This window comes from Amycolatopsis sp. cmx-11-51, from assembly GCF_047608665.1.
In the GTDB taxonomy this organism is placed as follows: Bacteria; Actinomycetota; Actinomycetes; order Mycobacteriales; family Pseudonocardiaceae; genus Amycolatopsis.
Genome location: NZ_JADNQO010000001.1, coordinates 152,348 through 166,559, shown reverse-complemented (window position 1 = coordinate 166,559; position 14,212 = coordinate 152,348). Strand labels below are relative to the sequence as shown.

Genomic DNA, 14,212 nt, shown 5'->3' with positions numbered 1-14,212 from the left:
CGTCCATGTTACGTACCGGTAGCCGTGCGGTCGGGTTTGCCCTTGCGCGGCTTGGCGTCAAGATCCTCACGGAGGCGGTCGAGTTCGCCGCGGAGGAAGTCCCGGGTGGCGACCTCGCCGACCGCGATCCGCAGTGACGCCAGCTCCCGCGCGAGGTATTCGGTGTCCGCTTTGGTCTGCTCGGCCCGATTCCGGTCTTCCTCCAGCGAGACGCGGTCACGGTCGTCCTGCCGGTTCTGTGCCAGGAGGATGAGCGGCGCGGCGTACGCGGCCTGCGTCGAGAACGCCAGGTTCAGCAGGATGAACGGATACGGGTCCCAGCGCAACGAGACCGCCACCAGGTTCAGCACGATCCAGACGATGACGGTCAGTGTCTGCCAGAACAGGTATTTGCCGGTACCGAGGAACCGCGCGACCCGTTCGGTGAGCCTGCCGAACGTGTCCGGATCCATGTTCAGCCTGAACCGGCCTTGGCCTCGGGGCTGGTCCAGCCGCCGCCCGGACGTCAGTTCAGGCACGTTCGGCCTCCTCGGTCTCTTCGGTGATCTCGCCGGTGATGTCGTGCAGCCCGGTCTCGCGCCAGTCCTCCGGGAGCAGGTGGTCGAGCACGTCGTCGACGGTGACCGCGCCGAGCAGGTGGTCCTCGGCGTCGACCACCGGCCCGCAGGTGAGGTTGTAGGCGGCGAAGTAGCGGGTGACCTCGGACAAGGTGGCGTTCGGCCGCAGCGCGGGTAACTGGGTGTCGACGGCGCTCGCCACCATCTCCGCGGGTGGTTCGCGCAGCAAACGCTGGAAGTGGACGACGCCAACGAAACGTCCGGTCGGTGTCTCCGTCGGCGGACGGCAGACGAACACCATGCTCGCCAGCGCCACCGGCAGGTCGGCGTTGCGGATGTGCGCGAGCGCCTCCGCGATCGTGGCGTCCGGTGTCAGCACCACCGGCTCGGGCGTCATCAGGCCGCCCGCGGTGTCGGAGGAGTACTCCAGCAGCCGCCTCACCGGCGCCGACTCTTCGGGTTCCATCAGCTCCAGGAACCGGCTTTGTTCGGCGGGCGCCAGTTCGGCGAGCAGGTCGGCGGCGTCGTCGGGGTTCATCGCTTCGAGGATGTCGGCGGCCCGTTCCTCGGCGAGGTAGGACAGCAGTTCCTTCTGGTCGTCCTCGGGGAGTTCCTCGAGGAGGTCGGCGAGGTGCTCGTCGTCCATCGCGTCGGCGACCTCGTGCCGCCGTTTCAGCGGCAGGTCCCGGACCGTGGCTGCGACGTCCGCCGCGCGCATGGTGTCGAACAGCATCAGCAGTTGCGCCGCGCCCTGGGTCTGGCCGGTCAGGTCGGTGAGCCCGAGCCCGGACACCTCCGACCACGGCAGCACCTGCATCGGCGCGCGACGCCTGCCGAGGCCGAGCCTGCTCGTGCGCTCGCGGATCGCGAGTTTCGCGAGCACCCAGTCCCGGGTCCTCGTCGGTTCCATGGCGGCGTCGACGACGGTGACCCTGGTGTCCGAGCCCGCGAGCGTGGCGTACGCGTCGAACAGTTGCCCGACCACCAGCACCTCGTTGGGCCGCTGATGGAACCGCCGCATGTTGACCGAACCGGTGGCGAGCGTGATGGCGGTGGGCTCGATCGAGGTCACGCGCAACATCGGCACGAACACGCGGCGCCTCGTCGTCAGCTCGACGACGATGCCCAAAATCCGCGGTGGTTGCTGGTCGAGCCGGAGACCCGCCACCAGATCCCGCACCTTGCCGATCGATTCGCCATCGGGTCCGAAAACCGGCAAACCGGCCAACTGAGCTGCGAATACCCTGTTCACGGTGGCCATGCCCGAAGGTTATCGGCTCCCGGGCCGGGAGACGATTCGTGTGATCACCGCAATGCCCAGGCGGCGATTTCGGGGACCGCGGCGTAGGCCGGGTCTTCGGCGAGGGTCTCGGGTTCGGCGCCCTCGGCGAGGTCTTCGTGAAGCCAGGTCCAGTTCTGCACCGCGCGCACGAGCGTCCATGCCCGCGTGCGTTCGGCGTCCACTCCGGCCGCCGCGGTGAACCACGCGACCTTGTCGTCCATTGTGGACTCGGCCGCCCGGTTCCAGAGGATCGAGATCGCGCCGAACTCGAGGTCGCCCGCCAGCGGCTTCGGATCGATCACCAGCCACGGTTCGCGTTCCCCGGCGAGGACGTTCTCGAAGTGCAGATCCTCGTTCACCATCAGCTCGCCGGCTTCCGGCCCGAGGTGCACGCAGATTTCGACCGCCGCGTCGATGTACTTCCGGTCGAACGGTTCGCCGAGTTCGCTCCAGGTCCTCGGAAGTCCGGCGACCAGCTCTTCGGCTTCTTCGCGAAGGGAACGTTGCAGCGCTTCGGGAGCCGGGACGGCCAGCCGTCGCGCCATCGCGCCGATGGTCTCGACGGCTTCCCGGATCGGCTCGGTTTCGAGCGATCGGGAGGAGTCGAGCCGCTCCAGGAGCAGCACGCCGTCCTCGGGCACGCTGTCGTACATCAGCACCGCGCCCTGACCGGCCCAAGTGGACAGTGCGAGCGGTTCGTCGTCGGATTCCTCGTGCGGCCAGCCGAGTTTGAGGATCGCGCGGGAGCCGTCGGCGCGGCGGACGGGCTGGGCGACGCCGACGAAGCCGTGCATGGCCTTACCGTCGAGCGTGAGACTCCACTTGGCCGTGTACTTCTGGGCGAGGAACGGGAGGGAGTCGAGCCATTCGGCGGCTCCGGGGCCGAGTCCGGCGGCGCGGTCGAGGAATGGGGGCGGGATCTTGAAACCGGTCACGATCCCCACCTTGGCAGGCGTGTCCACCGTGTTTCGCCCGTGACCGGCCAGGCGTACCGTGAGCAGGGAGAACGCAACCCCGGGGAGTGGCCATGGTGGTGGAGATTCTCGGTACGATCGCCGTCGCGGGCGGCGCTTGGCTCGCGACCGGTCTGCGCGTGGTGAAACAGTACGAACGCGGTCTGGTCTTCCGGTTCGGCCGGGTGCGCGCGACCGTCCGGGAACCAGGGCTCGCGCTGCTGGTGCCCTTCGCGGACCGGCTGCAGAAGGTCAACATGCAGATCATCACGATGCCGATCCCCGCGCAGGACGGCATCACCCGCGACAACGTCAGTGTGCGGGTCGACGCGGTCGTGTACTTCAAGGTGGTCGACCCGGTGCTGGCCGCGGTGAACGTGCAGGACTACCGCTCGGCCGTCGGCCAGGTCGCGCAGACGTCGCTGCGGTCCATCATCGGCAAGAGCGAGCTGGACGACCTGCTGTCCAACCGCGAACGGCTCAACGAGGGCCTGGAGCTGATGATCGACAGCCCGGCGCTGGACTGGGGCATCCACATCGACCGGGTCGAGATCAAGGACGTCGCACTGCCGGAGTCGATGAAACGCTCGATGTCACGCCAGGCCGAAGCCGAACGCGAGCGGCGCGCCCGGGTCATCTCGGCCGACGGCGAACTGCAGGCGTCGCACAAGCTTTCGCAGGCGGCCGCGACCATGGCCGACACCCCGGCGGCGATGCAGTTGCGGCTGCTGGAGACCGTCGTGCAGGTCTCGGCGGAGAAGAACTCGACGCTGGTCCTGCCGTTCCCGGTGGAACTGCTGCGCTTCCTCGACGCGAACACGCCGAGGAGGGAGACGCCGGAGGCCAATAGTCAGGTGGCGCCCGCGCCTCGCTCACCAGACGATGCGGACCAGGGCTCGTGAGTGGTAGCGACGGTTGGAACCGACCATGTCTGAGGTCCGTACTTGCCGGTGCGCGGATGGCGGTTTCGCGTGACTGGACGGACGACACGCGGCGGAATGAGGTTCCCCCCGGGAACCGGACCTCGCGGCTAAAACCCCGGTGTCCGGTTTCCGGGGAACCTCAACCCTTCAGTCCAACTCGCCGTTGACACCCAAAATGATCAACGTCCCGAAGAACCCGACGTACAGCGCGAGGACGACGTAGCCGATGATCACCGCCGCGAGCGCCATGCCGCGCCCGCCCGCTTCGCCGCGGTTTGCCTTCGCCAGCCCGATGTGCCCCAGGATCAGCCCGACGATCACGGTCACGCACGAGCAGATCCCGACGAGCGAGCACACCAGTCCGGCGATCGCCATCCCGTTGTCCTGCGGACGCTGCGGTGCCGACGCCGCGTACGGGTTGTACGGCTGCGGCGGATACGCGACCGGCATAGGCGCGGGCGCGTACACCGGAAGAACCGAAGGGTCCGGAGCCGCGAAGGAAGGCTCGGGCTGCGGGACGGGCTCGGCGGTCAGTGGGTCGATGGCCTGCGCGTACGGCTCCACGGGAGCGGGAGCCGAACCAGGAGCCTCGAACGGAGCGGGCGGCTCGAACGGCGGAGGCGGCGTGAAGGGCGCGGGCGGCTGGAACTGCCGCGGTTCCGCCGGCGTCGGGCTCGACACCGTTTCCGACGCGGACGTCGGATCCGAGAAGGTGTTCGAGTCGGTGCAGGACGACGTCGACGGCGTGTCCTGCGAGTCGGAACTGCTCATCCGGTTGGCCCCCTGGTTCGTGCGAGACCCCACCGTATCCGGCAACGGGTCACGAGACGCCCGCGGCACCGACCGCGAACACCACGACCACGAACCACAGGATGACCGGGATCAGCCACAGTCCGGTGATGACGTACCCGATGATCATCCCGGCCTGTGCCATACCCTTGCCGCCCGCTTCGCCGCGGTTGGCCTTCGAAAGCGCGATGTGCCCGAAGATGAACCCCAGGAACGCCGGGAGCACATGACCAGCCCGAGCAGCCCAGTGACGCCACCGCCATGCCCTGGTCCGGCGGCCGCACGTAGGTCCGCTGGACGTAGAAGTGTTGCGGAGGCTGGTACGGCTGGAGTCCGTAGGGCTGTTCGAACTGCCCGGAAGCCTGCTGCTGGTGCCCGTACGGGTCGTACGGATTCGTCATGATGGTCCCCTCGCCGGCACCGGACCGTATCGCTAGCGGAACGCCCCATGTTTCGCGGCGATGTTCAGGACGACCGGAATCGCGATGGCGTACAGGATGATCATCAGGTAGCCGACGACGAAAGCGGCCAGCGCGATGCCCTTGCCGCCCACCTCTCCGCGCCGGGCTTTCGCGAAGGCGACGTGGCCCATGACGATCCCCGGGATCACCGACACCAGTCCGATCAGCCCGAAGAGTGAAAAGACCAGGGCGGCGATCGCCAGACCGGAGTCCTTGCTCCGCGCCGGAGGCTGGTGCGGAAAGCCGTACTGCTGGTGCGGTGGAAATCCACCAAAGGGCTGCTGAGCCACGTTCGTCCCCCTCGGACTGTGATCGGGCTGTCACTGTAGTGCCATGATCACGGATGGCGTACGCGTGACTGCGCTCATAGCGAGGTCCGCGGCCACGCGTCATACTCACCGGTAACCCAGCGCCGGGAGCCCGGTGCGCGCGAATTTAGGGAGCAACGATGGCTCGCCTCGCCCAGACCGCCGGCTTGACCGACGTGCAGTCCGAAATCCTGGCCACGGTCCGCCAGTTCGTGGACAAGGAGGTCATCCCGCGCGCGCAGGAACTCGAGCACTCCGACACCTATCCCACCGACATCGTCGAGGGGATGAAGGAGATGGGCCTGTTCGGGCTCACCATCCCGGAGGAGTACGGCGGCCTCGGCGAATCACTGCTGACCTACGCGCTCGTGGTCGAGGAGATCGCGCGCGGCTGGATGAGTGTCTCCGGCGTCATCAACACCCACTTCATCGTGGCGCACATGATCACCCGTCACGGGACGCCGGAGCAGAAGCAGCACTTCCTGCCGCGCATGGCGACCGGTGAGGTCCGCGGCTCCTTCTCGATGTCCGAGCCGGACCTCGGTTCCGACGTCGCCGCGATCAAGACCCGCGCCCGCGAGACCGACGACGGTTACGTCATCGACGGCTCGAAGATGTGGCTCACCAACGGCGGCAGCTCCAACCTGATCGCGCTGCTCGTCAAGACCGACGAGGGTGCCGAGAAGGCCCACCAAAACCTGACCACGTTCCTGGTCGAGAAGCCCGAGGGCTTCGGCGAGGTCGCTCCCGGCCTCACCATCCCCGGCAAGATCGACAAGATGGGCTACAAGGGCGTCGACACCACCGAAGCCGTTTTCGACGGCTACGAGATCGGTGCCGACAAGGTCCTCGGCGAAGCGCCGGGCAAGGGCTTCGCGTACATGATGGACGGTGTCGAGGTCGGCCGCGTCAACGTCGCCGCGCGTGCCTGCGGCATCGCGATCCGCGCGTTCGAACTGGCCGTGGAGTACGCCCAGCAGCGCAAGACCTTCGGCAAGGCGATCGCCGAGCACCAGGCGGTGGCGTTCAAACTCGCGGAGATGGCCACCAAGGTCGAGGCCGCGCACCTGATGATGGTCAACGCCGCCCGCCTCAAGGATTCCGGCGAGCGCAACGACGTCGAGGCCGGGATGGCGAAGCTGATCGCGAGCGAGTACTGCGCCGAGGTCACCCAGGACTCGTTCCGCATCCACGGTGGCTACGGCTACTCGAAGGAGTACGAGATCGAGCGCCTGATGCGCGAGGCGCCGTTCCTGCTCATCGGCGAGGGCACCAGCGAGATCCAGAAGACCATCATCAGCCGCGGCCTGCTCCGCGAGTACAAGTCCCGGTCCTGAATGGGAGCTTTCCCCGCGTCTCATGCGGTGAAAGCTCCCTTCGCCGCGTCCGATGCGGGGATGGCGTCCTTCAGCTCACGTTCGCGCCTTTCGCCCGTCCTTGAGAAGATGGACCGGGACGGGCGAGAGGTGATTACGTGAGTGCTCCCTTTGGCGGAGGCGGACGTGCCGCAGGCGGACTGCCCCGACTGCCGACGCCGCCTTCCGGCTGGCCGATCGGCTCCTACGCGACGTACGGCGAAGCGCAGCACGCCGTCGGCTTCCTCGCGGAAAAGGAGTTCGGGGTCACCGATGTGACCATCGTCGGCGTCGACCTGATGCTCGTCGAACGCGTCGTCGGCAGGCTGAGCTGGGGCCGCGTGCTGGGCACCGGCGCGGTGTCGGGCGCGTGGTTCGGCTTGATCATCGGGCTGCTGCTGGGGATGTTCGACAACCAGGGCTTCGCGTGGCAGCCCATGATCGGCGGGCTCGTGCTCGGCATCCTGGCGTGGACGGTCTTCGCGGCGATCAGTTACGGCATGTCCCGCCGCGACTTCTCCTCCGCGAGCCAGCTGGTCGCGGTCCGCTACGACGTGCTCTGCCAGCCGCGTACGGCCGAGCAGGGCCGCGAGCTCCTCGCCCAGCTCGCGCTGCGCTCGCCGGGGTGACGCGGGGACCGGACCACTGACATTCGGCGGTACTGGTTCACCTGTTCGTCGTGCGGTCCGCTGAATCGTTACCGATACTGCTTGCGGGCGTAGATCGCCCGGAATAGGTTGCACAACACCAGTCGGGCGGTCACGTACTCCAGCGTGCTCGCCCGAGCACTAGCACGTCGGGGTGCTGGCGCGCGGCTTCTTCAACGCGTCCTAGCGCCGCCATCTCCCAGGCGTGCGCGGGCGAGGAGGCCTCATGGGGAAGAGGATGAGCGCGAGCCGGAGGGGCCGCTCACCGGGCCGCACCGGCTCGCTACTCGGCGCGACGGCGCTGACGGTCGGCCTGCTGGCGGGCTGCGGGTCGGACGCCGGACTCAAGATCAACGTCTACTACGCGCCCGAAGACAACTTCCAGTCCGTTGTGGACGAATGCACCAAGGCCTCGAACGGGCGGTACGAGGTCGTCTACAACAAGCTCCCGCGACCGGCCGACGGCCAGCGGGAACAGATGGTGCGCCGGCTGGCGGCCGGCGATGATTCACTCGACGTACTGGGGCTGGACGTCACCTGGGTTTCCGAGTTCGCCGAGGCGGGCTGGGCGGACGAGTGGACCGGGGAGGCGAAAGCCGAGGCGACCGCCGGTGTCCTGCCTGGGCCGCTCGAAACCGCCACGTGGAACGGAAAGCTCTACGCGGCGACCAAGAACACCAACGTCCAGCTGCTCTGGTACGACGACAGGCTGACGCCGACGCCGCCGAAGACCTGGGACGAGATGATCCAACAGGCCCAGGCGCTCAAGGCGCAGGGCAAACCGGCGAACATCGTGTTCACCGGTGCGCAGTACGAAGGCCTCGTCGTCATCTACAACACGCTCGTCGAGTCGGCGGGCGGCAAGATCCTCTCCGACGACGGCAAATCGGTCGTGATGGACGCGGGCGCGATCAAGGCGCTGGAGATGCTCAAGAAGGTCACCACGGCCGGGGTCACCGACCCGTCGCTGACCAACTCGAAGGAGGACGAGGTCCGCCAGTCCTTCCAGCGCGGCAACGCGGCCTTCGAATTGAACTGGCCGTTCGTCTACGCCTCCTACGCCAAGGAGAAGAAGGACGAGCTGCAGCATTTCAAGTGGACCACCTATCCGGAGTTCGAGGCAGGCAAGCCCGCCAAGACCACGATCGGTGGCTACAACCTGGCGGTCAGCTCGACTTCGAAGCACAAGACCGAGGCCTACGAGGTCGCGCTGTGCCTGCGCAACGAGAAGAACCAGAAGTTCTCCGCGCTCAAGGACGGTGTCCCGCCGACGCTCGAATCGCTCTACACGGACACGGTGCCGCTCGACGCGACCGCGCCGCAGAGCGACGACAACCCGAGCATGGACACGAAGTACCCGATGCGGGAAACGATCCTGGACGCGCTCAAGGACGCCGCGGTGCGCCCGCTGACCCCGGCGTACCAGAACGCTTCGACCGTGTTGTCGAAGTTACTCTCCCCGCCTTCTGAAATCGATCCGCAGAAGACGGCGGAGAAGCTGCGGGAGCAGCTCGCCGACGCGCTCCAGTCGAAGGGAGTGATCCCGTGACCGTGCAGGAAACCGCCGGTTCGGCGACCGAGAGCGAGCCGGGCAAGAAGGCGAAACTCGTTCTCAGCGAAGGAAAGAAGGCCGAGCGCAGACTCGGGCTCTGGCTGTGTGCCCCGGCGGCGTTCGTGATGATCGCCGTCACCGGCTATCCGATCATCTACTCGATCTGGCTTTCCCTGCAGCGCTACGACCTCCGGTTCCCCGCGCAGCAGGAGTTCGTCGGGCTCGACAACTACATCGCGGTACTGTCCAACGGCTATTGGTGGACGGCGTTCGGGACGACGATGGGCTTGACCATCGTTTCGGTGGTGATCGAGTTCGTCCTCGGCATGGGACTGGCGCTGATCATGCACCGGACGCTCGTCGGACGGGGCCTCGTGCGGACGGTCGCCCTGATCCCGTACGGCATCGTGACGGTGGTCGCGGCGTTCTCCTGGTACTACGCCTGGACGCCGGACACGGGGTATCTTGCCAATCTGTTCTTCCCCGACACCGCGCCGCTGACCGAGTACTGGCCCTCGCTGGCGATCATCGTGCTGGCCGAGGTGTGGAAGACGACGCCGTTCATGGCACTGCTGCTGATGGCTGGGCTGGCGCTGGTACCGGACGACCTGCTCAAGGCCGCGTCGATGGACGGCGCGACCGCGTGGCAGCGGTTCACCAAGGTGATGCTGCCGGTGATGAAGCCGGCGATCCTGGTGGCGCTGCTGTTCCGCACCCTGGACGCGTTCCGCATCTTCGACAACATCTTCGTGCTCACGAATGGCGCGCAGGACACGTCGTCGGTGTCGATGCAGACCTACAACAACCTGGTCAAGGGGCTGAACCTCGGGATCGGATCGACGATGGCGGTGCTGATCTTCATCACGGTGGCGATCATCGCGTTCATCTTCATCAAGGTGTTCGGCACGGCCGCACCTGGTAGTGACAACGGGGGTAAACGCTGATGGCCATCGGTGGAGCGGTCACTCCCGGCCGCAAACTCAAATGGGGCGTGGTGGACCTCCTGGTCCTGGTGTTCGCGCTGTTCCCGGTGCTGTGGGTGGTGTCCCTCTCGTTCAAGACCAAGGAGACCTTGGACGACGGGTACTTCATCCCGCAGGAATGGACGTGGCAGAACTACGCGGACATCTTCGAGACCACGGAGTTCATCCGAGCACTGGTGAACTCGATCGGGATCGCGATCATCGCGACGGTGATCGCGGTCGTGCTCGGCACGATGGCGGCGTACGCGATCGCGCGGCTGGACTTCCCCGGTAAGCAACTGCTGGTCGGGATGTCGCTGCTGATCGCGATGTTCCCGCAGGTGTCGCTGGTGACGCCGCTGTTCAACATCGAACGTGAGCTGGGGTTGTTCGACACCTGGCCGGGGTTGATCCTGCCGTACATCACGTTCGCGCTGCCGCTGTCGATCTACACGCTTTCCGCGTTTTTCCGGGAAATCCCGTGGGAGCTGGAAAAGGCGGCGAAGATGGACGGCGCGACCCCGGCACAGGCGTTCCGGAAGGTGATCGCGCCACTGGCCGCACCAGGGGTGTTCACCACCGCGATCCTGGTGTTCATCTTCTGCTGGAACGACTTCCTGTTCGCGATCTCGCTGACCTCGACCGAGGCCTCGCGGACGGTCCCGGCGGCGTTGTCGTTCTTCACCGGGTCCTCGCAGTTCGAAGACCCCACCGGGACGATCTCCGCGGCCGCCGTGGTGATCACCGTCCCGATCATCTTGTTCGTTTTGTTGTTCCAGCGTCGCATCGTGGCGGGGCTGACGTCCGGTGCGGTGAAGGGCTGACCCATGGCTGAAATTGTTCTCGAGAAGGTGTCCAAGAAGTACCCCGACGGCGCCCTCGCGGTGTCCGAAGTGGACATGACGATCGCCGACGGTGAGTTCATCATCCTGGTCGGGCCGTCCGGCTGCGGCAAGTCCACGACGCTGAACATGGTGGCCGGCCTGGAGGACATCTCCTCCGGCGAACTGCGCATCGACGGCAAGCGCGTCAACGAAAAGGCGCCGAAGGACCGTGACATCGCGATGGTGTTCCAGTCCTACGCCCTGTACCCGCACATGAGCGTGCGGGAGAACATGGCGTTCCCGTTGCGGCTGGCCAAGGTCGACGACAAGACCGTGCGCGCGAAGGTCGAAGAGGCCGCGAAGATCCTCGACCTGACCGGGCACCTCGACCGCAAACCGGCCAACCTCTCCGGCGGGCAGCGGCAGCGGGTCGCGATGGGACGCGCGATCGTCCGTAACCCCAAGGCGTTCCTGATGGACGAGCCACTGTCCAATCTGGACGCGAAACTGCGCGGTCAGATGCGGACCTCGGTGTCGAAGATCCAGAAGCAGCTGGGCACGACGACGCTCTACGTCACGCACGACCAGACCGAGGCGATGACCCTCGGCGACCGGGTCGTCGTGCTCCGGGCGGGCTACGTGCAGCAGATCGGGTCGCCGCAGTTCCTCTACGACAACCCGGCGAACCTGTTCGTCGCCGGGTTCATCGGCAGCCCGTCGATGAACTTCGTCGCGGCGACGCTGGAGAACGGTGTCGCCCGCAGCGCGCTGGGCGAGATTCCGCTCACCGACCGGGTCCGGCGGCTGGTCGAGGCCGCCGACGCGCCCCGCGAGGTCATCGTCGGCATCCGGCCGGAGCACTTCGAGGACGCCGCACTGGTGGACGCGTCCGCCCGCGAGGGCGCGACGTTCACCGCCCATGTGGACGTCCTCGAGTCGATGGGTTCCGAGAAGTTCGCGCACTTCTCGGTCGAGGGTGAGGCCGCGTCGTCATCCGACCTCGCGGATCTCGCCGCCGACAGCGGATCCTCGGACGTCCCCGGTTCGGAGTCGCAGATCGTGGCCCGCCTTTCGGCGGCGTCCTCGGCCGCGGAGAACCAGAACGTAGAGCTGTGGTTCGACGCGGACAAGATCAAGCTGTTCGACGGGGCCAGCGGCAAGAACCTGACCTACACCGACTGATCCATCCATGCCCCCGCCGCCGCTCTCAAAGGAGGAGCTGCGTTCCCGGGCTTGACTCAAGCTCGTCCTGCCCTGGATCAGTAGTCGGTCTCGGGCAGGGCGAGCCAGAGCACGATGTAGACGATGAACTGCGGGCCCGGCAGCAGGCAGGAGAGCACGGCGAGCAGGCGGACCTTGCCCGGCGTGGTGCCGAAGCGTTTGGCGATACCGGCGCAGACGCCGCCGATCATGCGGCCCTGTCGCGGTCGGGTCAGGCGGGCGGCTACGGGGTTGCTCACGGGTTCTTCCCTCTCGGTCGTCACGGTGGGTCGGAATCGGTGGATCCGATCCGGTGTGTGTGAAACCCATTTTCGTCGCCCGGCGGCGAGATCGCATCCCACCACGGAACGAAACACACCCCTAAGGGCGTGAAATCGCGGTAAAGCACCCACCTGGGAAAACGTCGAAGACCCTGTGTTCTTCGCCCGTAGGGGGTGGTGTTCCCGGTTCTTTTGACGATACTGCTCCGGTGCCCTCGAACAGACTGATCGCGGTCCTCTGTGGCCTGTTCCTGGCCGCGGCCTGTACCACCCCGGAACCGGTGGCGACGTCGTCGCCGACTACGGCTCGCGACGAGGCCCTGACCGCCTCCGAGGCGCTCGGGGACTACTCGTCGCTCGATTACTGCAGCCTGGTCGACCAGAAAAAGGTGATCGGCGGGGGAAACGCGGTCAAACCGCCGTTGACCTCCTTCGAGTTCTGCCGTCTGGAATTCGTCGAGGGCGCCAATCGCTACACCGTGACCACCGGCCCGATCACTTCCGGGCAGGATCCGAACAATCGGCCTTACGAATACGGTGGGGCGTTGCCGGAGGGCGTCAGCGTCCAGCAGTCGACGTTCAACGAGGAAACCACCTGCACGCGGCTGCTGACCTTCGCCGACGGGATCCGGCTGTCGGTCGTCGTCACCTCCGACAACGAGAACCCGTCCGACCAGGCCGACCGTTGCCGGTTCGCCGACGCGACGGTCGGCAGCGCGGCGGGGGTGATCGGTGCGCGGAAGGTCGGGCGGCTGAACCTCGACCAGCGCTCCTGGGGCCGCGTCGCCCCCTGCGCACTGCTCGACCAGCACGAACTCGACGACGCCGCCGGGGCGGAGACCAAACCGGCCCCGGCGCTGTCCGGGCACAACTGCATCCGAGGCAAGGTCAGCGTGTCGCTGTCGGTGGGGGCGGACACCACGCCGGGCGCGACGGAGGCGCTGGGCGGGCGTCAGGTCCAGGTCACCACGTCGGGCGCGTTCTGCCAGGTGATCACGCACCGGCCGATCCCTGGCACGCCGGAGCGAGTCGAGCAGGCACTGCTCTCGGTGGTCGGCGTCGACGGGGCGCCGGAGGACGCCACGTGCGCGGCGGCCCGGGAAGTCGCCGTCGCGGTGTTCCCGAAGCTCCCCTGACCGCGTTTCGTCCTCTAGTTGCGGTACTTGCACGCGCAACTACCGCAACTAGAGGACTACTTGCGTGGGCCTCGCTCCGCGCCGCGTGACTGGACGCGGAACTCGCGTGCTTGAAGGCGGAACTCGCGTGTCTAGATGGCGAACTCGCGTGAGTGGGTGGACGACACGCGTGGCGCCGGGCGTGTTGTCCGTCTGGACACGCGAGTTCCGCGTCCAAGCACGCGAGTTCGGGGTTGGCGGCGGGGGTGGGACCGCAACCAGAGGACTAATTGCGGGCGGGTCAGCGCAGTTTGGGCAGCCGGAAGGAGCACATCGCCTCGTCCAGCGCCTCGAAGTCCAGCGGCGGATGCGGCAACGGGGTGGCGCGGCCGGGTTCGGCGCGCAGGCCGTCCAGCAGCAAGGCGAGGCACCGGCGCCACAGGTCCGGTTGGATGCCGTGCGTGAACTCGATGACCGAGCCGATCATCTGGTGCAGCAGCGGCATGTCCGTCGGCACGACGTCCGCGCGGAGGACGCCCGCCGACTGAGCCCGCTCGACGAGCTGTGTGATCAACGGCACCATGCGTGCTTTCGCCTCGGCGACGCGCTCGTGGCCGAAGACGTTCGACAGCATGACTTCGCGTAACCCGCGGTCACCGGCGTGCAGTTCGGCCGCGCGCCAGGTGAAGCCGGTGAAGCCCTCCCACGGATCTTGGGCGCGAAGCGCCTCTTCGGCGAACTCGCGGATCGTCTCGAACTGGTCGACGAACATCGCCTCGACCAGGTGTTCCTTGCTCGGAAAGCGCCGATAGACGGTGCCGACGCCGACGCCGGCGTGATGCGCGACGTCGTCGAGTGTCGCTTCGAGCCCGCGCTCGCCGAAGACATCGCGTGCCGCCGCGATGATGCGCTGCCGATTGAGTTCAGCGTCGCGCCGCAGCGGCCGCGCCGATGCGGCGGGAGCGAGGTCCCGAGCCATTCGTCCAGCTTAACAAATGAAGTA

At 67.0% G+C, this 14,212-nt stretch carries 16 protein-coding genes; 8 read left to right on the top strand and 8 right to left on the bottom strand.

Annotated elements, in window-relative coordinates; genetic code table 11:
• Nucleotides 1–8: 8 nt before the first annotated feature.
• The 3 genes from ACM6LU_RS00745 to ACM6LU_RS00735 are packed head-to-tail and all read right to left on the bottom strand — an operon-like array spanning nucleotide 9 to nucleotide 2,774.
• A complete protein-coding gene (locus ACM6LU_RS00745) occupies nucleotides 9–518 on the bottom strand; it encodes a DUF1003 domain-containing protein (RefSeq protein WP_409492754.1) in 510 nt (169 codons plus the stop codon).
• Entirely contained in the window at nucleotides 511–1,818 is a 1,308-nt protein-coding gene (locus ACM6LU_RS00740; RefSeq protein ID WP_414935620.1) for a magnesium transporter MgtE N-terminal domain-containing protein, read from the bottom strand. Before ACM6LU_RS00740 ends, ACM6LU_RS00745 begins: the two co-directional genes overlap by 8 nt.
• A gap of 44 nt (nucleotides 1,819–1,862) precedes the next feature.
• Nucleotides 1,863–2,774 carry an aminoglycoside phosphotransferase family protein gene (locus ACM6LU_RS00735; protein WP_414935619.1) on the bottom strand — a complete coding sequence of 304 codons (912 nt, stop codon included), beginning with the start codon at nucleotides 2,772–2,774 and terminating at the stop codon, nucleotides 1,863–1,865.
• Nucleotides 2,775–2,866: 92 nt separating this feature from the next.
• Between ACM6LU_RS00735 and ACM6LU_RS00730 the strand changes: the two genes are divergently transcribed.
• Nucleotides 2,867–3,694 (top strand): slipin family protein, encoded by an 828-nt coding sequence (locus tag ACM6LU_RS00730; protein ID WP_414935618.1) that lies wholly within the window; start codon nucleotides 2,867–2,869, stop codon nucleotides 3,692–3,694.
• 168 nt (nucleotides 3,695–3,862) lie between these two features.
• Here ACM6LU_RS00730 and ACM6LU_RS00725 read toward each other — a convergent pair whose 3' ends face one another.
• From ACM6LU_RS00725 to ACM6LU_RS00715, 3 genes are all read right to left on the bottom strand, one after another.
• Nucleotides 3,863–4,486 carry a DUF4190 domain-containing protein gene (locus ACM6LU_RS00725; protein WP_414935617.1) on the bottom strand — a complete coding sequence of 208 codons (624 nt, stop codon included), beginning with the start codon at nucleotides 4,484–4,486 and terminating at the stop codon, nucleotides 3,863–3,865.
• Nucleotides 4,487–4,535: 49 nt separating this feature from the next.
• Nucleotides 4,536–4,730, bottom strand: a complete 195-nt coding sequence (locus ACM6LU_RS00720) for a DUF4190 domain-containing protein (protein WP_414935616.1) — start codon at nucleotides 4,728–4,730, stop codon at nucleotides 4,536–4,538.
• A gap of 207 nt (nucleotides 4,731–4,937) precedes the next feature.
• The gene (locus ACM6LU_RS00715) at nucleotides 4,938–5,255 is read right to left on the bottom strand and encodes a DUF4190 domain-containing protein (RefSeq protein ID WP_414935615.1); all 318 of its coding nucleotides are present in this window, start codon (nucleotides 5,253–5,255) and stop codon (nucleotides 4,938–4,940) included.
• A 158-nt stretch (nucleotides 5,256–5,413) separates the two neighbouring features.
• On the opposite strand from ACM6LU_RS00715, the gene ACM6LU_RS00710 reads away from it, so the two are divergent.
• From ACM6LU_RS00710 to ACM6LU_RS00685, 6 genes are all read left to right on the top strand, one after another.
• Nucleotides 5,414–6,610 (top strand): acyl-CoA dehydrogenase family protein, encoded by a 1,197-nt coding sequence (locus ACM6LU_RS00710; protein ID WP_414935614.1) that lies wholly within the window; start codon nucleotides 5,414–5,416, stop codon nucleotides 6,608–6,610.
• A 137-nt stretch (nucleotides 6,611–6,747) separates the two neighbouring features.
• Nucleotides 6,748–7,257, top strand: coding sequence for a general stress protein (locus ACM6LU_RS00705; RefSeq protein ID WP_414935613.1), 510 nt, complete (start codon nucleotides 6,748–6,750; stop codon nucleotides 7,255–7,257).
• A gap of 244 nt (nucleotides 7,258–7,501) precedes the next feature.
• Nucleotides 7,502–8,824, top strand: coding sequence for an ABC transporter substrate-binding protein (locus tag ACM6LU_RS00700; protein ID WP_414935612.1), 1,323 nt, complete (start codon nucleotides 7,502–7,504; stop codon nucleotides 8,822–8,824).
• Entirely contained in the window at nucleotides 8,821–9,771 is a 951-nt protein-coding gene (locus ACM6LU_RS00695) for a carbohydrate ABC transporter permease (protein ID WP_414935611.1), read from the top strand. Before ACM6LU_RS00700 ends, ACM6LU_RS00695 begins: the two co-directional genes overlap by 4 nt.
• Entirely contained in the window at nucleotides 9,771–10,613 is an 843-nt protein-coding gene (locus tag ACM6LU_RS00690) for a carbohydrate ABC transporter permease (RefSeq protein ID WP_414935610.1), read from the top strand. The genes ACM6LU_RS00695 and ACM6LU_RS00690 overlap by 1 nt, the downstream gene beginning before the upstream one ends.
• A 3-nt stretch (nucleotides 10,614–10,616) precedes the next feature.
• Entirely contained in the window at nucleotides 10,617–11,795 is a 1,179-nt protein-coding gene (locus ACM6LU_RS00685) for an ABC transporter ATP-binding protein (protein ID WP_414935609.1), read from the top strand.
• A gap of 77 nt (nucleotides 11,796–11,872) precedes the next feature.
• Here the strand turns inward: ACM6LU_RS00685 and ACM6LU_RS00680 are convergent, their stop codons facing one another.
• A complete protein-coding gene (locus ACM6LU_RS00680; RefSeq protein ID WP_414935608.1) occupies nucleotides 11,873–12,073 on the bottom strand; it encodes a PspC domain-containing protein in 201 nt (66 codons plus the stop codon).
• A 230-nt stretch (nucleotides 12,074–12,303) separates the two neighbouring features.
• Between ACM6LU_RS00680 and ACM6LU_RS00675 the strand changes: the two genes are divergently transcribed.
• Nucleotides 12,304–13,230 carry a hypothetical protein gene (locus tag ACM6LU_RS00675; RefSeq protein WP_414935607.1) on the top strand — a complete coding sequence of 309 codons (927 nt, stop codon included), beginning with the start codon at nucleotides 12,304–12,306 and terminating at the stop codon, nucleotides 13,228–13,230.
• A 280-nt stretch (nucleotides 13,231–13,510) separates the two neighbouring features.
• Here the strand turns inward: ACM6LU_RS00675 and ACM6LU_RS00670 are convergent, their stop codons facing one another.
• The gene (locus ACM6LU_RS00670; RefSeq protein ID WP_414935606.1) at nucleotides 13,511–14,188 is read right to left on the bottom strand and encodes a TetR/AcrR family transcriptional regulator; all 678 of its coding nucleotides are present in this window, start codon (nucleotides 14,186–14,188) and stop codon (nucleotides 13,511–13,513) included.
• Nucleotides 14,189–14,212: the final 24 nt, after the last annotated feature.